This window comes from Pseudomonas sp. SDO5271_S396 (genome assembly GCF_054071795.1).
On record NZ_JBSVWB010000034.1, the window covers coordinates 43,571 to 63,638 of the forward strand.

Genomic DNA, 20,068 nt, shown 5'->3' on the forward strand with positions numbered 1-20,068 from the left:
ATCACAGGCCCCTATTTGCCTGCCGCAGCGGAACCGCCATGTCCTTCGATTCTTCCCCCCTGCCGTGCTCGATCCTGTTGCTCTCCGGTGGGCGCGGCCAACGCATGGGCGGCCAGGACAAAGGCCTGCTGGCGTGGCGTGGCCAACCGCTGATTGCGCACTTGCAGCAACTGACCCGGGCGCTCACCGATGACCTGATCATCTCGTGCAACCGCAACCACGCGCGCTACGCCACGCTTGCCGACCAACTGGTGAGCGACGACAGCCCGGATTTTCCCGGCCCGTTGGCGGGTATCCGTGCAGGATTGGCCGCAGCCCGCCATGCGCACCTGCTGATTCTGCCGTGCGATGTGCCGCACATGGACGCGCGACTGCTGGCCGAGCTGCGTGAGACGGCGCAACGCAATCCGCTGCTGCCGGTGATGGTGCGTCACGGTCAGTTCTGGGAACCCTTGATCTGTATTGTCCCCACGCACCTGCGCGACGCGGTGGAAAACGCCTGGCAGGCCGGCGAACGCAGCCCGCGCAAGATCTTCCTGCAATTGGGCGGCATCGGGCTGGAATGCCCGCCCGATGACCCGCGCCTGGCCAACCTGAATACACCCGAGCTGTTGCACCCGGGCTCGGGCATGTCAGAATGAGCACCGCTTCAGGAACTTTGCCGACGTTGCACACGTCACAAGGTCAGCACCTACAAGTATTCTCTCGGAGACAACACCCATGACTCAACGGACCATCGCCGCTCTCATGCTTGCACTGGGCCTCGCTACCCTCGCCGGTTGCGCCTCGCCAACAGTGATCACCCTGAATGACGGTCGCGAAATCCAGGCCGTCGACACCCCTAAATTCGACAAGGATTCGGGCTTCTACGAGTTCGAACAATTGGACGGCAAGCAGACCCGCATCAACAAGGATCAGGTCCGCACCGTCAAAGACCTGTAAGCCTCACCGCTTGCACACAAGGCCCGCCTCGCGCGGGCCTTGTCGTTTCTGGCGGTTACCAGTCGAGGGTGATCCGGCTGCGAAAGCTGCGTTCCTCGCCTGTGACCGGGTCGATGAAACGCACGCCCTGGGCCAGCAGCTTGAGCGGGTTGGCGTAATCGTCGACGGCGTCCTTGATCACATCGGGATAGAACGGATCATTGCAGATACTTGCCCCGAGCGCCGTCATGTGCACGCGTAGCTGGTGTTTCTTGCCCGTTACCGGAAAGAGCGCGTAGCGCCACAGCTCGCCGTTTTTTTCGCGCACCTCCACCGCCGTTTCGGTGTTGCTGACGCCCGGGCCTTCCTGCATGCGGAAGAACGGTTCGCCCTCCACCAGACGGCTTGTATGCACCAAAGGGAACGCCAACCCGGGCAAGGCCGGGGCAATGGCTTCGTAGAATTTATCGATGCGGCGCGTGGGAAACAGCCGTTGATACGCCGAGCGGCTGGACGGGTTGGCCGAGAACAGCACCAGCCCGGCGGTGTGTCGATCGATGCGGTGCAGCGGCACCAGCGAAGGGTTGTCCAGACGCCGGATCAATCGGCGCAGCAGGGTTTGTTCGACGTACTCACCGCCCGGCGTCACCGGCAGAAAATGCGGTTTGTCAGCCACCACCAGGTGCTCATCGGCGTAGAGAATGGCCTCTTCCACCGGGATCACCTTCTCGTTCGGCACTTCGCGAAAGTAGTGAATACACAGGCCTTCGCGGTAGGCCAGGTCCAGGCTGATGGGGTGCCCATCGAGGTCGAGCACGCGGCCACGGGCAATCCGGTCCAGCCAGCGTTCACGGCTGATGGCCGGGAAATGCTCGCACAGGCAATCGAATACCGTCTTCCAGGACCCGGGCGGCAAGTGAAGGGTGCTGGCTTGGTGCTGGGACGCGGAAAAACCGGAAGTGGACATGAAGACGCTCGACGCCTGGAAAAAACCGGCAGGCATTATCCCGCATGGAGCGGGATTGAGCCTAGGGTCGGTACGAAAAGCCTTCATACAGATCCCAGGGCGGATTCAGGCCTTTGCCAGTTCCGCACGCAGCACCGGTGACGTACTGGCCGCCTCGGTGAACTCCTTGAGCCAGCGTAGTACGTCCACCGCTTCCCAGCGGCCCGGATCATAGAGGGCATAGAGCAGCCCCTGATAACCCACCACATCCAGTTGCTTGTGATAGCCGGCACGCTGGAACAACGCTTCGATTTCCGCAAAGCAGGTGTTGAAATGCACTTTGTTGAACGGCGTCTTGCCTTCCGTGACCAGGCCATCGAGGCGCAGCTCGTTCACTGCGTCGCGCACCACATCGACAGGCATGCGATTGACGCTGCTTTTCAGTTGTTCGACATTCACCACGGGCGTTCCCTCTACTCGATCACTGTACAGACATACAGTAACGCAATATTTGGAAACCCGCCATCGAACAAACGTCAGCCCAGGAAGGCAACCACCTGCGCGGTGTCGAAGGGCCAATCCAGTTCAGCCCCGGTGTCCGTCCGGCGAAGTACCGGAATCCTTAGGCCATAGGCTTCAGTGAGGTCGTCGGGTTCAGTGATATCAATCAACTCCACCAGCAGCCCGTGTTCGACGAGCGGCATGATTTCGCCTTCGGCGATCTCACAAAGATGACAACCCAGGGTGCCGAAGAGCTGGCATTCAGGAAGCATGGCAACAGGACCTGATTAAAAGCAGGCCCCCATTCTAGGCCTGCTCTGCACAACAGAAAACTCCGATCAGTCCTGGCTGACCGCGCCAATCTTGTGAATCGACAGGTCGGCGCCGTAATACTCCTCTTCCTGGCTCAGGCGCAGGCCATACACACGTTTGATCACGCCGTACACCAGCAGGCCGCCGACCAGTGCCACCACCACACCCAGGACGGTGCCGATCAACTGGCTGACCAGGCTCACACCGCCCAGCCCGCCCAGCGCGGTCTGGCCAAAGATGCCGCACGCGATGCCGCCCCATACGCCACACAACCCATGCAAGGGCCACACACCCAGGACGTCGTCGATTTTCCAGCGATCCTGGGCGGCGATAAAGAACCACACGAACAAACCACCCGCCACCGCACCGGTGACCAGCGCGCCTACCGGGTGCATCAGGTCTGAACCAGCGCAGATCGCCACCAGCCCGGCCAGCGGGCCGTTGTGCAGGAAGCCTGGGTCGTTGCGGCCGATCACCAGCGCGGCCACCGTGCCACCCACCATCGCCATCAGCGAGTTGACCGCCACCAGCCCGCTGACGCCGCTCAGGGTCTGTGCGCTCATCACGTTGAAGCCGAACCAGCCGACGATCAGGATCCACGAGCCCAGGGCCAGGAACGGAATGCTCGACGGCGCGAACGCCACCAGCCGCCCCTCGCGATAGCGCCCGTTGCGCGGCCCCAGCAGCAACACCGCGGCCAGCGCCAGCCAGCCGCCCATGGCATGCACCACCACCGAACCGGCGAAGTCATGGAAACTCGCGCCAAAGGTTGCGAGCAGCCAGGCTTGCAGGCCGAAGTTGCCGTTCCACACCATGCCTTCGAAGAATGGATAGATGAACGCCACGATCAACGCAGTGGCGCACAGCTGTGGAACGAAGCGTGCACGCTCGGCAATGCCCCCGGAAATGATCGCCGGAATCGCCGCAGCGAAAGTCAGCAGGAAGAAGAACTTCACCAGACCGTAACCATGGTCGGCGCTGATCACTGCCGCCGGTTGCATGAAGCTCACACCGTAGGAGATCCAATAGCCTATAAAGAAATAAGCCAGGGTGGAGATCGCGAAGTCACTGAGGATCTTCGACAAGGCGTTGACCTGGTTCTTCTGGCGCACGGTGCCGACTTCCAGGAAGGCAAACCCGGCGTGCATGGCCAGGACCATCACTGCACCGATCAGGATGAACAGGGTATTGGAGCTGTGGACGAGTGTGTCCACCGCACTTTGCAAATTTTCCATGGAGGTTGGCAGGCCTGCATCAAAGGCAAAAAGCACCAAAGCGGTTCAAGCCGGCGATTCGCGCACTAAATTGGCACTTGCAGCTCCACCCCTCTTGAGAGGGTGTGACCCGCTTTAGCGCAGCGATCAGCACGACCGGCCATTCCCGAAAGGGTTTTTCCGCGAGTTTCAGTTATTTAGGGTAAGGTTTTTGAAGGCTTTGGCCCCAACCGCCCAGATTCAGCGCAAGCCCTGGGGCATGCGCACCAAGTCATAGCAAAAGCTGTACCAGACAATTGCACTGAACCTTCACCGATGCCGGTGACTCGAAATCACACGTACCGATCAGCCAATCACGGAGATAACCATGGCCAGAAAAACTGCACAGACGGCGCAAGAGATATTGATGGCGGATTTTCAAACCCTGGTCAGTGACACCGAAAAGTTGCTGGACGACACTGCGACCCTCGCCGGCGACCAGGCTGATGAGCTGCGTACGCGGATCCACGACAGCCTGCTCAAGGCCCGCGAAACCTTGAAGCTGACCGAAGACTCTTTGCGCGAGCGCGGCCAGGCGGCGGTCACCGCCACCGAAGACTACGTGCAGGCCAATCCCTGGCAGTCGGTGGGCATTGCCGCTGGCGTGGGCTTTCTGATCGGCCTGCTGGCCACAAGGCGGTAACCCATGTCTATCGGCGAAACCGGCTCGTCCACGAGCTCTACCTCAAGGCGCCTGGGCGCAGCCGTTCTGGGCCTGCTGCACAGCCACGTCGAACTGTTTGGCATCGAATTGCAGGAACAGAAGGCGCGCACCGTCAGCCTGCTGCTGTTTGCCGGCCTGGCGCTGGTGTTCGCACTGCTGTTGCTGGTGGGGCTGTCGACCCTGGTGATGATCCTGGTCTGGGATACCGGCTACCGACTCACCGGGATCATCTGCCTCTGCGTGTTCTACACCCTGGCCGCCGCCTTCTGCGGGGTGCGCCTGAAGGCGGCAGTATTCGATGAGTCCACGCCGTTCCACGCCACCCTCGAAGAGTTGGCCAATGACCGGGAGCGCTTGCTGCCATGAGCCCGACTGAAATCCCGCAAACCACGTCCCGCCGGGAAATGCGCAAGGCACTGATCCGCCTGCGCATGGAGATGCACCGCCAGGAAATCCGTCACGAATCCCAACAGCTGATGCTGCCGCTGAACAAGGTGCGCAACCTCGGTCAGAGCTGGCAGGACGGGCTGGGCATCAAGCACGCGCCGCTGTGGGGCGTGGCGGCGGTGACCCTACTGGGCTTCTTCACCGGCAAGGGCGCCAAGGGGGGCAGCATTGGCAGCCTGACGCGCCTGGTGCGACTGGGTGCCGGGTTGATCCCGCTGATCAAATTGGCCATGCAGGGCACTTCGCGCAAAAGTTGAGCGTGGCTGGCTGCATTCTTGCTAACAGAATCGGCCCGGCTCTCGTTTTCGAGGGTTGGGCCTTTTTTCGTGACCGCTCTCTAAGGAGGCCCCGTGATCGACGGGCACCCGCTCGCCTGCTTCCAGCCATTCATCGACACCGCCACCGGCCGTATCGCCGGGGTCGAAGCACTCGGTCGCCTGCGTCAAGCCGATGGCCGCTTGCTTTCGGTGGGCCCGCTGTTCGCCGACCCGCGCACGCCGGGCGTGACCCTGCGTCGCCTCGACCGGCAGATCCGCGACAACGCCTTGAGCCGCCTGCACGAGGCGCCGCACGACTGGTTCATGAGCCTGAATATCTCACCGCGCTGGATCAACCGACTGCGCCCCGGGCAAGCCCTGCCCAGCCTCAAGCAGATACACACCCACGGCGTGGACCCCGGACGCATCGTGTTCGAGATCACCGAGCTTGGGGGTGACATTCACCGGTTGGCCGAGGTGGTGGCCCGCTACCGCGAAGCCGGGGCGCGCATCGCCATCGACGACTTTGGAGCCGGCTACTCCCAGCTCGACCGAGTACTGGCGTTGCAGCCGGACATTCTCAAGCTGGACATGCGTTTGTTTCAGGATGCGGCTCGCGGCGGCCCGAGCAGCGAGGTGGTACGGGCATTGGCGCAAATGGCGGAAAAAACCGGCTGCTGGATCATTGCCGAAGGCGTTGAAACCGAGGCCCAGCTGAATTTCGCGCTGGAATGCGGCTCGCGTTACGTCCAGGGGTATCTGTTTGCCCAGGCGCAACTGCAATGGTTCGCCGCCGATGCATTCGTGCCGCGCTTTGCGCAGTTGCGCGCCGCCTATGTACAACAGAAGCTCGCCGAGCGCGGGCGCATCATGCAACTGCGCCTGCAACTGGGTGAAGTGATGAACATCCTGCAAACCTGGGCGCAAGGCCAGGCAACGCTGGCACAGTTGCCGCAACTGCCGGAATTTCCCTGGCTGCTGCGCTTTTACCAGTGCGATCGCCACGGCACCCAACTGACCCCCAACTTCGAATGGCGTCAGGATGCCTGGCAGACCGACAGCCGCTACCTGGGCCACAATTGGTCATGGCGTCCCTACTTTTACCATTTGCTGGCCGAAGGCTGGGAAGAGCGGCGCCTGACCCTGTCCTCGACCTACCGCGACGCCACCACCAACCAGTACTGCCTGACCGCAGGACAATTCTTCGATAACGGTCAGCGCTTGCTGTTAATCGATATCGACGCCGCCGGCCTGTAGATTTTCGCTTGCCCCGACTGGGCGGAACCGGGAAGCTGGAGGGGTCATTCACCGCACGGAGAGTACCCGCCTTGGATTGGCCCACCCTGCTGACTCGCGAACGTCTTGGAAAGCCCCTGCACAGCCCGGAAGAGCTGGGGCGCAGCCCGTTTCACAAAGACCATGACCGTATTATCTTTTCCGGGGCGTTTCGCCGTCTTGGCCGCAAGACCCAGGTGCACCCGGTCTCCAGCAACGACCACATCCATACGCGCCTGACCCATTCCCTGGAGGTCAGCTGCGTGGGCCGCTCCCTGGGCATGCGTGTTGGCGAAACCCTGCGTGACGCCCTGCCCGACTGGTGCGACCCCAGCGATCTGGGCATGGTGGTGCAGTCCGCCTGCCTGGCCCATGACATCGGCAACCCACCGTTCGGACACTCTGGCGAAGACGCCATTCGCCATTGGTTCCAACAGGCCGCAGGACGCGGCTGGCTGGATGACATGAGCAGCGCCGAACGCAATGACTTCCTCAACTTTGAAGGCAATGCCCAGGGTTTCCGGGTGCTCACCCAGCTTGAGTACCATCAGTTCGACGGCGGCACACGGCTGACCTACGCCACCCTCGGCACCTACCTGAAATACCCCTGGACCGCCCGCCACGCCGACTCCCTGGGCTACAAGAAACACAAGTTCGGCTGTTACCAGAGCGAGCTGCCGATCCTTGAACAGATCGCCCAGAAGCTCGGCCTGCCGCAACTCGAGGAACAGCGCTGGGCGCGTCACCCGCTGGTGTATCTGATGGAGGCGGCCGACGACATCTGCTACGCGCTGATCGACCTGGAAGATGGCCTGGAGATGGAGTTGCTGGACTATGCCGAAGTCGAGTCGGTGTTGCTCGACCTGGTGGGCGACGACCTGCCACAGACCTATCGGCAACTGGGTGCGCAGGATTCCCGTCGACGCAAACTGGCGATTCTGCGCGGCAAGGCCATCGAGCACCTGACCAACGCGGCTGCGCGTGCGTTCGTCGAACAGCAGGACGCGTTGCTGGCCGGCGTTCTGCCAGGGGACCTGGTGGAGCACATGCACGGTCCGGCCAAACGCTGCGTACTGGACGCCAAGGACATGGCCCGCAAGAAGATCTTCCAGGACAAACGCAAGACCCTGCATGAAATCGGGGCCTATACCACTCTGGAAATTCTGCTCAACGCCTTTTGCGGAGCGGCACTGGAACAGCATGGCGGGCGTACGCCGTCATTCAAAAACCGGCGCATCCTCGACCTGCTGGGTAATAACGCACCGAATCCCGCCTGGCCACTGCATGCGTCATTCCTGCGGATGATCGACTTTATTGCCGGGATGACGGACAGCTACGCCACCGAGATGGCACGGGAGATGACCGGGCGCTCCAGCCCTCAGTAACAACCTCGACCCAGCCGCCTGTTACCTGAAGGGAATCTCCCTACGATGGGAACAGAGCGGCCTGATCGAATTCGCACAGCCGCCCGAGGAATAATCGCGCACGCTGCTGGCGGGCCTGACGAACAATTCCTACGCCCCATCCCATCGATGCTTGACTCACCGTGTGCCCCCTATGCCCAGACTCCCGCTCCACATCCTCGTGGTGGAGGACCATCCCTTCCAGCTCCTGGCCACCCAGTGCCTGCTCAAGAACTTCGGTTTTCATCACCTGACCCCAGCAGAAAACGCCGAACAGGCGATCCGCCTGATGACACAGGCCGCAGCCCCCTTTGACGTCATGTTATGCGATCAATGCCTGCCGGACCTGTCAGGCCTGGAATTGATGGAAATCGCCAGTCGACAGGGTTGGATAACCGCAGGCATCCTTCTGAGCGGCCTGCCCAACGCCGAACTGTCGAACTTGCAGAACCAGGCAGCGCAACGCGGCCTGCCCCTGCTGGGTTATTTGTCCAAGCCCTTGAACAAGCACGAACTCACACAGTTACTGCGCCCATTATTCGCCCACTGAAATATAGGGCTTTAAACACGACCCATCTTGAAAGCAGGCACAGTGACGGAGGCAAAATCTCTGACACCGTCATCCCCCCCTGCGCCCTGGAAATACAGCCTCCGTACTTCCCAAAGCCTTACCATGTAGTAGGCAAACACCTTTTTTGATGTAGGAACTTTCTTGTTTTATATCTGTGCCTCTTGCCGTTCATGCTCCTGCCTCTTCTTCTGAGCTAATGTGCCCGCTTTATTTGCACATGCATGGAATGTGATCATGAACTCAGTTTTTATTATCGATGACCACCCTGTTATCCGACTTGCCATACGAATGTTGCTGGAACACGAAGGCTACAAGGTCGTAGGCGAAACAGATAACGGATGCGACGCCATACAAATGGTTCGCGAGTGCCTGCCGGACCTGATCATTCTCGATATCAGCATCCCCAAACTCGACGGTCTCGAAGTGCTCTGTCGCTTCAACGCCATGAACACGCCCATGAAGACCCTGATCCTGACGGCTCAGTCCCCTACCCTGTTCGCCACACGCTGCATGCGCTCTGGAGCCGACGGTTATGTCTGCAAGGAAGGTGACCTGAGCGAATTGCTGAGCGCCATTCGTGCAGTATTGTCAGGTTACAACTACTTCCCCAGCCAGGCGTTGAATGCCAATGGAAGCGAAGGCGTGGATTGCGAAGAACTTGAATTATTCAAGACAGTGAACGACCGCGAGTTGATGGTATTACAACTTTTTGCACAAGGCCGTACCAACAAGGAAATAGCCAAAGGCATGTTTCTCAGCAACAAGACAGTAAGTACTTACAAAAAAAGGCTGATGCAAAAACTGAAAGCCAATTCCTTGGTAGAACTTATCGAGATGGCAAAACGAAACGCGCTAGTGTGAGAAAGCGGATGCTCAGGTGTATAAAGGACTATCTGATTATTGTGAGTGCCGTTTTGTGCTTCAGCACTCCAGTGCTCGCCCTCCAAACGGACCCGGAACACTTTACCCTGTTAAGCCGAGCCGGCTCCGTTCAACTGGACACGCCACTGAACAAGGCTCAACGCCAGTGGTTGCAAAACAAGCGCGAACTGGTACTCGGCACTGCCACCCCTGACTACCCACCTTTCGACCTCACCTCCAGCGGGCACGACTACGAGGGGCTGACGGCTGATTACGCAGGGCTGCTGGCCAGGGCACTGGCCCTGCCGGTCAAAGTACTGCGCTACCCCACCCGGCAAGCCGCCATTCAGGCCCTGGAAGCAGGCGCCATCGACTTGTTGGGCTCCTCCAATGGCTTTGAGGCGGCAAATCCCGATCTCGTGCTCTCAGAGCCCTATGCCGTGGACCAGCCGGTACTGGTGACCCGTGAAGGCGAAACCCGCAGCCTCAGCGACGGCCTGGCCGGCCTGCGACTGAGCCTGGTGTACCACTACCTGCCGCTGGAAGAGGTGCAGAAGCTTTACCCCAAAGCGATCATCCGTGCCTACCCTTCCTATCAGAATGCCCTGAACGCCGTGGCGTTCGACCAGGCCGACGTGTTCCTCGGCGACACGATTTCCACCCACTACATGATCAACAAGGGCTACCTGAAGAACATCCGCATGGCCAACTTCGGCAAGCACGAGGCTTATGGATTCAGCTTCGCCCTGCATCGCGATCAGCCCATGCTCCTGAGTATCGTCGACGCGGTGCTGACCGCCGTGCCCATCACTGAGCGAGAGAGCATCGCCAAGCGCTGGAGCGCCGGCAGCGACATCTTGCTGACCGATCAGAAACTGCAACTGACACAACGTGAAGAACGCTGGTTGAAGGACCACCCAGTGGTCAAGGTGGTCGTCAATGAAACCTTTGCCCCGCTGACCTTCTTCGATGTCGATGGCAATTTTCGCGGAATAACCGCCGACTTGCTGGAGCTGATCCGCCTGCGCACCGGGTTGCGTTTCGAGATCCTGCGAGTGCGTGATGTCAATGGAATGATCGACCAGGTCGACACCGGCAAGGCCGATATCATCGGGGCCATCGTGCCCAGCGCCGAACGCGAAAAGCAGCTGAGCTTCAGCCGCCCTTACCTGGAAAACTCCTATGTGCTGCTGACACGCAAGGAGCACAACGCCCCCGCGAACCTTGAGCAGATGGCGGGCAAGCGGCTGGCGATTACCCAGGGCAACCCGCTGGAAAAAATCCTGCAGCGGGATTTCCCGCTGATTCAATTGGTGGAAACCGGCAGCACCTTTCGCGCTTCAGAGCTGCTGGCCCAAGGGCACGTGGACGGGGCGGTGAACTCGCTGGTGATCGCCAATTACTTTCTGTCGTCGGCGCTGCTACAGGACAAGTTGCAGATCAGCACCAGCATCGGCACCCTGCCCGCCATGCTGTCCCTGGCGACCTCCCGCCGAGCTACCGAACTGGGCTCCATCCTCAACAAGGCCCTGCTCAGCATTGCCCCCGATGAACTGGGCGTGATCAACAGCCGCTGGCGAGGCTACACCGCCGACTCCGACAGTTACTGGCGCAACTATCATCACCTGATTGCGCAGATCGTGGTCGGCACCGGCTTGCTGCTGCTCATATCCCTGACCTGGAACGCGTACATGCGCCGCCAGATCAAGCAACGCAAGATGGCGGAGCGAGCGCTCAACGATCAGTTCGAGTTCATGCGCGCACTGGTCAATGAAACGCCACACCCTATCTACGTACGTGACCGCAACGGTTTGCTGCAGACCTGCAACGACAGCTACCTTCAGGTGTTCGACGTCAAGCGCGAAGAGGTCATCGGCAAAGACGCGATCCAGATGAACATGGCGCTGGAGACAGAAGCGGCGCAGTACCATGCCGACTATCAACGGGTGGTGGCCGAAGGTACGCCGCTGATCCTGGATCGCACCCTGCATCTGCACGGAAAAAGACTCACGATCTACCATTGGATCCTTCCGTACCGCGACTCCACCGGCGAAGTTCAGGGCATCATTGGCGGCTGGATCGATATCAGCGAGCGACGTCAATTGTTCGACGAACTGCGCGCAGCCAAGGAGCGCGCCGACGAAGCCAACCGAGCCAAAAGCACGTTCCTGGCGACCATGAGCCATGAGATACGCACGCCCATGAATGCGGTCATCGGCATGCTGGAACTGACGCTGAAGCGCGCCGACCAGGGCCACCTCGATCGCCCCGCCATTGAAGTGGCTTACAACTCGGCCAAGGATCTGCTGGAACTGATCGGCGATATCCTGGACATTGCGCGCATCGAATCCGGTCGGCTGAGCCTTGCCCCCGAGCGGGTGAACCTGCGCGAAGTCATCGAGTCGGTGGTCCGTGTCTTCGATGGCCTGGCACGCCAGAAAACCCTGAGCCTGTTGCTGGAGTTCAAGCCCCGTCTCGATGAAACCGACGTGTTGATCGACCCGTTGCGCTTCAAGCAGGTGCTGTCGAACCTGGTCAGCAACGCCATCAAGTTCACTGAACGGGGACAGGTGAAGATCAGGGTGGAGGTGCAGGACACTGCCATTGCGCAGCAAGTCGAAATGAAACTGGTAGTCGAGGACACCGGGATCGGCATCAGTCGGGACGATCAACAGCGCCTGTTTGAGCCTTTTGCCCAGGCCGACAACTCCGGCCATCTGGCCAGAAGTGGCGCGGGGCTGGGGCTGGTGATCTGTCGCAGTCTGTGCGCGATGATGGGCGGCCAGTTGAGCCTGAGCAGCGTACCCATGGTGGGCACCCAGGTGCATATCAGCCTCAAGATGACCCGGCTGCAACCGGCGCAGGTGGTAGACGAATTCAAGCCCGAGCAACCCGCGACTCAACCGGTGCTGAATGTGCTGGTGGTGGACGACCACCCGGCAAATCGACTGCTGATGTGCCAGCAACTCGGCTACCTCGGCCATCAATACACCGCCGCTCAGCAGGGCGCAGCCGGCTTCCTGGCCTGGCGCCAAGAGCATTTCGACCTGGTCATCGCCGACTGCAACATGCCCATCATGAATGGCTACGAGTTGAGCCGTTCGATCCGTGAGTATGAACAGCGTGAGCAACGCACACCGTGCGTGGTACTGGGCTTTACCGCGAATGCCCAGCCCGAGGAAAAACAGCGCTGCATCGACGCTGGCATGAACGATTGCCTGTTCAAGCCCATCAGCCTCACAGCACTGGAGCAACAACTGGCGCAGATTGCGCATCAACCGGTCGGAACGTGCCTGGACCTCGGTAGCCTGGAAGCGCTTACCGGCGGCGATCCCGGCATGAATCAGCGCTTGCTTGAAGAACTGTTGAACAGCAGTCGCCTTGACCGTCAGGAACTGGCCGCCCTGCTGGCGCGACAAGCCTCCGCCCAGGAAATCATCGAACAGGCCCACAAGATCAAGGGCGCCGCTCGCATCGCTCAGGCCGGTTTATTGGCCGAGCAGTGTGAAAAATTGGAAAAGGCCTGCGCCCGGGAAGATGACCCGGGCACAATCGGAGCCTGCGTGAAAGGCCTGGAAAAACTCATGCTGGAGCTGGAAAGGGCGCTGTCCAGGCAGCTCCACGAGTCGCAGAGCCACTGAAATACGGCCTCTGTAGTGAGCGGGCTTGTCCCGCGCTGGGCTGCGAAGCGGCCCCAAAACCTGGCGACGCGTTCTGCCTGAATGAACACGGTGGCCTTATTGGGTCTGCTGCGCAGACCAGCGCGGGCAAGCCCGCTCACCACCAGAATGGCGTTGCCTTTCCTTCACTGAATGGCATTCGCCCCTCCCCCCTCGATCAGCAGTCGGTCAATCGCAGAAAGATCGCCGCGAGTTGCTCGATTCCCGCCTGGTCCTGAGGGGTAAAGCGACTCAGCAATGGGCTGTCCAGGTCGAGGACACCAATCAAGCGGCAGTCCTTGACCAGCGGCACCACCAGCTCACTGTTGGACGCACTGTCGCAGGCAATATGCCCGGGGAATGCGTGCACATCTTCCACTCGCTGAGTCTGGCGTGACGCAGCCGCCGCCCCACACACACCACGGCCAAACGGAATACGTACGCAGGCGATCTGGCCCTGGAACGGACCGAGGACCAACTCTTCATTGCGATTGAGGTAGAAACCCGCCCAGTTCAAATCGTCCAACTGGTTGAACAGAAATGCCGAGAACTGAGCGCTGTTGGCGATGAAATCCCGCTCATCGGCCAACAACGACTCCAATTGGGCACAGAGCATGGCATAGCCATCCAAACCGTCACCCGCCTGCTGTAAATCGATCATGGCTGACGCTCCAGCAATTTGAGGCCCACCCAGTAGCGGGCAAATTGATAAGCGCAACGACCATTGCGGTTGCCGCGCCCGGTGGCCCAGCGCACAGCAAGGATGTCGAGGGCTTCGTCGCGCTGCCATTGCAGGCCGGCCTTGCTGGCCAGCTCGCCGATCCAGTGCTCCACCACATCCAGGAAGTGCTCCTGGGTAAACGGGTAGAACGACAGCCACAAGCCAAAGCGGTCGGACAGGGCAATCTTGTCTTCCACCGCCTCGCTCGGGTGCAGCTCGCCATCCACACGTTTCCAGTTGTCGTTGTCACTCTGGTTTTCCGGTACCAGGTGACGACGGTTGGAGGTGGCATACAGCAGCACGTTTTCCGGCGCCTGTTCGAGGGAGCCGTCCAGCACGCTTTTGAGTACGCGGTAGTCGCCCTCGCCCGCCTCGAACGACAGGTCGTCGCAGAACAGGATAAAGCGTTGCGGCAGCTTCAGCAGTTGCTCGACCACGCGCGGCAGGTCGGCCAGATGGTCGCGCTCGATTTCGATCAGGCGCAGGCCGGCCTTCGCGTGCTGGGCGAGCAAGGCACGTACCATGGATGATTTGCCGGTACCGCGCGAACCCCAGAGCAATGCATGGTTGGCGGGCAGGCCATCGATGAACTGTTGGGTATTGCGCGCCAACTGTTCGCGTTGCTTGTCCACACCGATCAGATCGGACAGGCGCATGTCCAGACTCACGTCCAGCGGCAGCAGGAAGCCACTGCGGCCTTCACGCTGCCAACGGGCGGCCAGGCACTGGTTCCAATCGATGGCCTGGCGAGGTGTCGGCAGCAGGGGTTCAAGGCGCGCGAGTACCGCGTCGGCGCGTTCAAGAAAGGCATTCAATCGAGAATCCACAATTTTTCCTCTGGCAAGTTCTTGCAAAAGATGGCGTATTGGCAACCCTGCGGCAGACCGCACGAGGCTGCGTAAAAAACGATTCATGCCGGGCAAGCCAGAGCCTGTGGATGTTCAGCTATGCTTGCCGGGCGAAGGGAAACGTGAAGTGGTTCAACACTCGATGGATATCAAGTTCGCCCACCGCTTGTCTTATAAACAAGCCAGATTGACTGTGCTGGTCGGTTTCGTCTTGGGAACCTTGCTCAGTCTGATCCAAATCGGCATTGATTATGCCAGTGAAGACGCATCCATCAACCGTGAAATACGTTCGCTGATTGAAATCAGCCACAACCCTGCGTCACGTATTGCCTACAACATCGATGCCGAACTGGCGCAGGAGCTGACCCTGGGGCTGTTGCATTCACCGGCCATCATTCATGCCCGGCTGGTCGACAACAACGGGGTGGTGCTTGCGGATGTGGAGCGGCCGCGCAAGGAAAGCAGCTATCGCCCGTTGAGCGATTTCATGTTCGGCGCCAACCGCCAGTTCGAAGACCGGCTGTACCTGAGCCACATGCCCAACGAATCCCTGGGTGTGTTGAGTCTGGACGTGGACACCTACGCCTTCGGCAGCCGCTTCCTGCGCCGCGCCGAAATCACCCTGCTCAACGGTTTTGCCCGCAGTCTCTTGCTGACCGGCATTCTGCTCGGCCTGTTCTACGTGATGCTGACCCAGCCACTGGTGCGCATCATCCGTGAGCTGAGCACACGAAAACAGGCGCACCTGGACTGCCCGCCCGGGCATGAAAACGATGAAATCGGGGTACTGGTGAGCGTTGCCAACCAGCAGTTCGAAAACATGGAAACCGAAATCCAGCAACGCCGGCACGCCGAAGACCGTCTCACGGAATATCTGGGCCAGCTGGAGGACATCGTCTCGGCCCGCACCCTGGAGCTCAAGAACAGCAACCAGCGCCTGAGCAAATCCAACGAGGAGCTGGAGGCCGCGAAGATGACCGCCGTAGGGATGGCCCAGGCCCGGGCGGCGTTCCTGGCCAATATGAGCCATGAAATCCGTACCCCGCTCAACGGCTTGCTGGGGATGATCGCGTTGTCACTGGACAGCCCGCTGAACGCCGAGCAACGCCAACAACTGTCGATTGCCCACGACTCCGGCAAAGTGCTGGTGGAATTGCTGAACGATATCCTCGACCTGTCCAAGTTCGACGCCGGCCAGCTGGAGCTGGAGCGCATCCCGTTCGACCTCGGCTCTCTGGTGGAAGACACCGCCAACCTGCTGTCGCAGAACGCAGCGCCCAGCGTCGAGTTGACCTGCCTGATCGACCCGCACTTTCCAGCGCAGGTGCTTGGCGACCCCACGCGCGTGCGGCAGATCGTCAGCAACCTGCTGTCCAACGCGTTGAAATTCACCCGATTCGGCCGTGTGGATGTGCGCCTCAGCATGCAGGATGAACGGGTCAGGATTGAAGTGTGTGACACCGGTATCGGCATCGCCCAGGAAGCCCAGGTGAAGATCTTCCAGCCGTTTACCCAGGCAGGAGCCGGCATCACCCGTCAGTTCGGCGGTACAGGCTTGGGGCTGGCGCTCACGCACAACCTGTGTGAGGCAATGAAGGGGCGCTTGAGCATCAGTTCGGAAATCGGCTTCGGCAGCCAGTTCTGCGCCGACCTGCCGCTGCCTATCCACCTGCCTGCCGCCCAGCAGCCCCCGCTCAAAGGTGAAGTGATCGCGATCACCAGTGCCGGCAGCGGTCTGACCGAACTGCTCACGACCTTGCTGCCCCATTGGGGGCTGACACCGCGCTGCTATAACCTCGAAGAAGACTTGAGCGGGCAAAACCCGGACCTGTTGATTACCGACTGCCCGGAATGCCTGTTCCGCCTGCGTCCGGCCCTCACGGCACCGATCCTGCTGATCACCGCGTATGGCAACTTCATGCCCAGTGAAGAAGTGACCGCCCTGGCCCCTTTGCAGCAACAAGCGCGGCCATTGAGCCGCAACGCGCTGTACCAGGTTTTGCAGCGCAACCTGGGCAGCGACGCACAACTGATCCTCGACCCGATCCAGCTGGAGGCCTCCCCTTTGGCGCATCGCGCACGCATCCTGCTGGTGGAGGACAACCCGGTCAACCAACTGGTGGCCAAGGGCATGCTCAGCAAACTCGGATGCGAAGTGATCGTGGCGGCCCATGGTGGCGAAGCGCTCAAGTGCCTGGATGAGCAGCGCTTCGACATGGTGCTGATGGACTGCAATATGCCCGTGATGGACGGCTACGAAGCCAGCCGGCAGATCCGTCACAGCGGGCGCTGGCCGGACCTGCCCATCGTGGCCCTGACTGCCAATGCCCTGTCCGAAGAACGGGAACGTTGCCGGGCGGCAGGCATGGATGATTACCTGGCCAAACCGTTCCGTCGCGAAGAACTCAAGGCACTGCTGGACCTGTGGGTGCCGACGACGACAACGCTCTGATCTGCGCCAGCAGTTGGTCCAGGCCCTGACGCAAGGTGTCGGCCTGGTTCAGGTCGACGCCACTGTCACACAACAGGCGAGTCTTGAGGGCGTAGGTCTGGCCGCGCAATTGCACACCGGCGGGGCTCAGGCTCACGTGCACCTCACGCTCGTCCCGGGCACTGCGTCGGCGCTTGACCAGCACCAATTGCTCAAGGCGCTTGAGCAACGGCGTGAGCGTGCCCGAGTCCAGCATCAAACGCTCCCCCAGGGCCTTGACCGTCGGCAGCGTCGGAGGGCTGTCGTGCCACTCCCACAGCACCAGCATCACCAGGTACTGCGGGTAGGTCAGGCCCAACTGATCCAGCATCGGCTTGTAGGCACGGGTCACCGCCCGTGAAGCGGCATACAGCTTGAAACACAGCTGGCTGTCCAACGCCAGAGAAACCGTGGGCGCGTCGGTCATTTGAGCAGGGCTTCGATCTCTTGGGTCAAGTCTTCAGGCTTGGTGGTGGGCGCAAAGCGCTTGACCACCTGGCCATCTCGGCCGATCAGGAACTTGGTGAAGTTCCACTTGATGCCCTTGGAGCCCAGCAGCCCTGGCGCACGTTTCTTCAACTGGACGAACAGCGGGTGGGCGTCGCTGCCGTTTACATCAATCTTATTGAACAGCGGAAAGCTCACGCCGAAATTCAGCTCGCAGAACTCGGAAATGGCACCTTCGTTACCCGGCTCCTGCTTGCCGAACTGATTGCAGGGAAAGCCCAGCACCACCAGGCCCTGGTCCTTGTATTGCTGCCACAACTGCTCCAGCCCCTTGTATTGCGGGGTGAAGCCACATTTGCTGGCGGTATTGACCACCAGCACGGCCTTGCCGGCGAAATCGGCCAAGGTCTTTTGCTCCCCCTTGATGGTGGTGCAAGGGATGCTCAGCAGGTTATCGGTCATGGCAAGGCCTCGATAAGGAAACGGAACAGAAAACATAGTAGGCAATTAAATTGTGTGCAATTTAATTGATTGGACTTATACCCGATCATCACTCCATAGGAACCCGGCTTTCCGGCGATGACACCTTTGAGATTGCCATCGCCGGCAAGCCGGGCTCCTACAGGGGATTGTGTTGATAAATCAGCGCGGGACCAGGTCCAGGCACACCGAGTTGATGCAGTAACGCAGGCCGGTCGGCGGCGGGCCGTCCGGGAACACGTGCCCCAGGTGGGCATCGCATTTGGCGCAGGTGACTTCGGTGCGGATCATCCCGTGGCTGACGTCACGGATCTCGATCATCGCGCTGTCGGCAATCGGCGCGTAGAAGCTGGGCCAGCCGCAGCCGGAGTCGAACTTGGTCTGGGAGTCGAACAGCGGCTCGTTGCAGCAAATGCAGTGGTACACGCCATCCGTCTTGGTGGCGTTGTACTTGCCGCTGAAAGGTCGCTCGGTGCCCTTGAGACGGCACACGTTGTATTGCTCCGGATCGAGCATCGCCTTCCATTCTTCAACGGTTTTCTGCAACTTTTCCATCGGTACACCTCGGCAACTGAAAAACCCTGATCTGTGTCTTTTCCATGGATCGGGCGGCACGTATGATTGCGCCTCTTCAAAACGCCAGTCTGGCACCCGCGCTACCGGCATTCAAACGTATTTATGGGTGCAGACCTCGCAGGATTCGCAGTACGGTCGTGCCCACACCGTCTGGATCGTTCATTTTCAGGATCACATCGCCATGCAGGTCAGCAAATCGAACAAGCTCGCCAACGTCTGCTATGACATTCGCGGCCCGGTGCTCAAGCACGCCAAACGCCTGGAAGAGGAAGGCCATCGCATCCTCAAGCTGAACATCGGCAACCCGGCGCCGTTTGGGTTCGAAGCGCCGGACGAAATCCTCCAGGACGTGATCCGCAACCTGCCGACCGCACAGGGCTACAGTGACTCCAAGGGCCTGTTCAGCGCGCGCAAGGCGGTGATGCAGTACTACCAGCAGAAACAGGTGGAAGGTGTCGGCATCGAAGACATCTACCTGGGCAACGGCGTGTCCGAACTGATCGTGATGTCCATGCAGGCCCTGCTCAACAACGGCGACGAAGTGCTGGTGCCGGCGCCGGACTACCCGCTGTGGACAGCCGCCGTGACCCTGGCCGGTGGCCACCCGGTGCACTACCTGTGTGACGAAGGCGCCGACTGGTTCCCGGACTTGGCCGACATCAAGGCCAGGATCACTCCGAACACCAAGGCTCTGGTGATCATCAACCCGAACAACCCCACCGGCGCGGTGTATTCCAAAGAAGTGCTGCTGGGCATGCTCGAACTGGCACGCCAGCACAACCTGGTGGTGTTCTCCGACGAGATCTACGACAAGATCCTCTACGATGACGCCGTGCATATCTGCACCGCTTCACTGGCCCCGGACCTGCTCTGCCTGACGTTCAACGGCCTGTCCAAGTCCTACCGCGTGGCGGGTTTCCGCTCTGGCTGGATCGCCATTTCCGGGCCCAAGCACAATGCCCAGAGCTACATCGAAGGCATCGACATGCTGGCCAACATGCGCCTGTGTGCCAACGTGCCAAGCCAGCACGCCATCCAGACCGCCCTGGGCGGCTACCAGAGCATCAACGACCTGGTCTTGCCGCCGGGCCGATTGCTGGAACAGCGCAACCGCACCTGGGAACTGCTCAACGCAATCCCCGGTGTCAGCTGCGTGAAGCCCATGGGCGCGCTGTACGCCTTCCCGCGGATCGACCCGAAAGTCTGTCCGATCCTCAACGACGAGAAGTTCGTGCTTGACCTGCTGCTCTCGGAAAAGCTGCTGGTGGTCCAGGGCACCGCGTTCAACTGGCCATGGTCAGACCACTTCCGCGTGGTCACGTTGCCCCGTGTGGATGACCTTGAGATGGCCATTGGTCGTATAGGCAACTTCCTCAAGTCCTATCGTCAGTAACGGACAGACCGCTGTACGGTCGGCATTCGGTCGTACAGCGAGTATCTGGCAACACTTCTCTGC

At 60.4% G+C, this 20,068-nt stretch carries 21 protein-coding genes; 12 read left to right on the forward strand and 9 right to left on the reverse strand.

All coding sequences use genetic code 11. The features are described from left to right. Nucleotides 1-38: 38 nt before the first annotated feature. Together mobA and ACW9IN_RS21150 are read left to right on the forward strand one after the other, a co-directional pair. Nucleotides 39-641 carry a molybdenum cofactor guanylyltransferase MobA gene (gene mobA / locus ACW9IN_RS21145; RefSeq protein WP_457367641.1) on the forward strand — a complete coding sequence of 201 codons (603 nt, stop codon included), beginning with the start codon at nt 39-41 and terminating at the stop codon, nt 639-641. Between the two features lie 79 nt (nt 642-720). Next, nucleotides 721-942 (forward strand): YgdI/YgdR family lipoprotein, encoded by a 222-nt coding sequence (locus ACW9IN_RS21150; protein WP_016978480.1) that lies wholly within the window; start codon nt 721-723, stop codon nt 940-942. 55 nt (nt 943-997) lie between these two features. On the opposite strand, the gene ACW9IN_RS21155 is transcribed toward ACW9IN_RS21150, so the two are convergent. From ACW9IN_RS21155 to ACW9IN_RS21170, 4 genes are all read right to left on the reverse strand, one after another. Next, nucleotides 998-1,888 (reverse strand): pseudouridine synthase, encoded by an 891-nt coding sequence (locus ACW9IN_RS21155; RefSeq protein ID WP_457367642.1) that lies wholly within the window; start codon nt 1,886-1,888, stop codon nt 998-1,000. Nucleotides 1,889-1,993: 105 nt separating this feature from the next. Then, the gene (locus ACW9IN_RS21160) at nt 1,994-2,329 is read right to left on the reverse strand and encodes a transcriptional regulator (RefSeq protein ID WP_457367643.1); all 336 of its coding nucleotides are present in this window, start codon (nt 2,327-2,329) and stop codon (nt 1,994-1,996) included. 74 nt (nt 2,330-2,403) lie between these two features. Next, nucleotides 2,404-2,640, reverse strand: a complete 237-nt coding sequence (locus ACW9IN_RS21165; RefSeq protein ID WP_457367644.1) for a glutaredoxin family protein — start codon at nt 2,638-2,640, stop codon at nt 2,404-2,406. Nucleotides 2,641-2,706: 66 nt separating this feature from the next. Continuing rightward, nucleotides 2,707-3,915 (reverse strand): ammonium transporter, encoded by a 1,209-nt coding sequence (locus ACW9IN_RS21170; protein WP_457367645.1) that lies wholly within the window; start codon nt 3,913-3,915, stop codon nt 2,707-2,709. A gap of 346 nt (nt 3,916-4,261) precedes the next feature. On the opposite strand from ACW9IN_RS21170, the gene ACW9IN_RS21175 reads away from it, so the two are divergent. The 8 genes from ACW9IN_RS21175 (at nt 4,262) to ACW9IN_RS21210 (ending at nt 13,052) form a co-directional block, all read left to right on the forward strand. Continuing rightward, complete coding sequence (locus ACW9IN_RS21175) at nt 4,262-4,576, forward strand: DUF883 family protein (RefSeq protein ID WP_457367646.1); 315 nt, start codon at nt 4,262-4,264, stop codon at nt 4,574-4,576. 3 nt (nt 4,577-4,579) lie between these two features. Beyond that, nucleotides 4,580-4,963, forward strand: a complete 384-nt coding sequence (locus ACW9IN_RS21180; protein ID WP_457367647.1) for a phage holin family protein — start codon at nt 4,580-4,582, stop codon at nt 4,961-4,963. After that, entirely contained in the window at nt 4,960-5,301 is a 342-nt protein-coding gene (locus tag ACW9IN_RS21185; RefSeq protein ID WP_457367648.1) for a hypothetical protein, read from the forward strand. The genes ACW9IN_RS21180 and ACW9IN_RS21185 overlap by 4 nt, the downstream gene beginning before the upstream one ends. Before the next feature lie 93 nt (nt 5,302-5,394). Next, the gene (locus ACW9IN_RS21190) at nt 5,395-6,558 is read left to right on the forward strand and encodes an EAL domain-containing protein (RefSeq protein ID WP_457367649.1); all 1,164 of its coding nucleotides are present in this window, start codon (nt 5,395-5,397) and stop codon (nt 6,556-6,558) included. A gap of 71 nt (nt 6,559-6,629) precedes the next feature. Next, nucleotides 6,630-7,961 carry a deoxyguanosinetriphosphate triphosphohydrolase gene (locus ACW9IN_RS21195; RefSeq protein ID WP_457367650.1) on the forward strand — a complete coding sequence of 444 codons (1,332 nt, stop codon included), beginning with the start codon at nt 6,630-6,632 and terminating at the stop codon, nt 7,959-7,961. Between the two features lie 172 nt (nt 7,962-8,133). Then, nucleotides 8,134-8,529, forward strand: a complete 396-nt coding sequence (locus ACW9IN_RS21200; protein WP_457367651.1) for a response regulator — start codon at nt 8,134-8,136, stop codon at nt 8,527-8,529. Nucleotides 8,530-8,784: 255 nt separating this feature from the next. After that, nucleotides 8,785-9,411 carry a response regulator gene (locus ACW9IN_RS21205; protein ID WP_457367652.1) on the forward strand — a complete coding sequence of 209 codons (627 nt, stop codon included), beginning with the start codon at nt 8,785-8,787 and terminating at the stop codon, nt 9,409-9,411. An 8-nt stretch (nt 9,412-9,419) separates the two neighbouring features. Continuing rightward, entirely contained in the window at nt 9,420-13,052 is a 3,633-nt protein-coding gene (locus tag ACW9IN_RS21210) for a transporter substrate-binding domain-containing protein (protein WP_457367653.1), read from the forward strand. Nucleotides 13,053-13,248: 196 nt separating this feature from the next. On the opposite strand, the gene ACW9IN_RS21215 is transcribed toward ACW9IN_RS21210, so the two are convergent. Then, the gene (locus ACW9IN_RS21215; protein WP_457367654.1) at nt 13,249-13,731 is read right to left on the reverse strand and encodes a GAF domain-containing protein; all 483 of its coding nucleotides are present in this window, start codon (nt 13,729-13,731) and stop codon (nt 13,249-13,251) included. Beyond that, nucleotides 13,728-14,618, reverse strand: a complete 891-nt coding sequence (locus tag ACW9IN_RS21220; protein WP_457367655.1) for an ATP-binding protein — start codon at nt 14,616-14,618, stop codon at nt 13,728-13,730. Before ACW9IN_RS21220 ends, ACW9IN_RS21215 begins: the two co-directional genes overlap by 4 nt. Before the next feature lie 163 nt (nt 14,619-14,781). Between ACW9IN_RS21220 and ACW9IN_RS21225 the strand changes: the two genes are divergently transcribed. Further along, entirely contained in the window at nt 14,782-17,091 is a 2,310-nt protein-coding gene (locus tag ACW9IN_RS21225; protein ID WP_457367656.1) for a response regulator, read from the forward strand. Here ACW9IN_RS21225 and ACW9IN_RS21230 read toward each other — a convergent pair. The 3 genes from ACW9IN_RS21230 to msrB all read right to left on the reverse strand — a co-directional run bounded on the left by ACW9IN_RS21230 (nt 17,045) and on the right by msrB (nt 18,591). Next, a complete protein-coding gene (locus ACW9IN_RS21230; protein ID WP_457367657.1) occupies nt 17,045-17,536 on the reverse strand; it encodes a MarR family winged helix-turn-helix transcriptional regulator in 492 nt (163 codons plus the stop codon). The two genes, ACW9IN_RS21225 and ACW9IN_RS21230, sit on opposite strands and share 47 nt — an antisense overlap. Further along, a complete protein-coding gene (locus ACW9IN_RS21235) occupies nt 17,533-18,018 on the reverse strand; it encodes a glutathione peroxidase (RefSeq protein WP_457367658.1) in 486 nt (161 codons plus the stop codon). Before ACW9IN_RS21235 ends, ACW9IN_RS21230 begins: the two co-directional genes overlap by 4 nt. 180 nt (nt 18,019-18,198) lie before the next feature. Continuing rightward, a complete protein-coding gene (gene msrB / locus ACW9IN_RS21240) occupies nt 18,199-18,591 on the reverse strand; it encodes a peptide-methionine (R)-S-oxide reductase MsrB (protein ID WP_457367659.1) in 393 nt (130 codons plus the stop codon). A gap of 202 nt (nt 18,592-18,793) precedes the next feature. Here msrB and ACW9IN_RS21245 point away from each other — a divergent pair, with 202 nt between their 5' ends. Further along, nucleotides 18,794-20,005: a pyridoxal phosphate-dependent aminotransferase gene (locus tag ACW9IN_RS21245; RefSeq protein WP_457367660.1), complete on the forward strand. Its 1,212-nt coding sequence runs from the start codon at nt 18,794-18,796 to the stop codon at nt 20,003-20,005. Nucleotides 20,006-20,068: the final 63 nt, after the last annotated feature.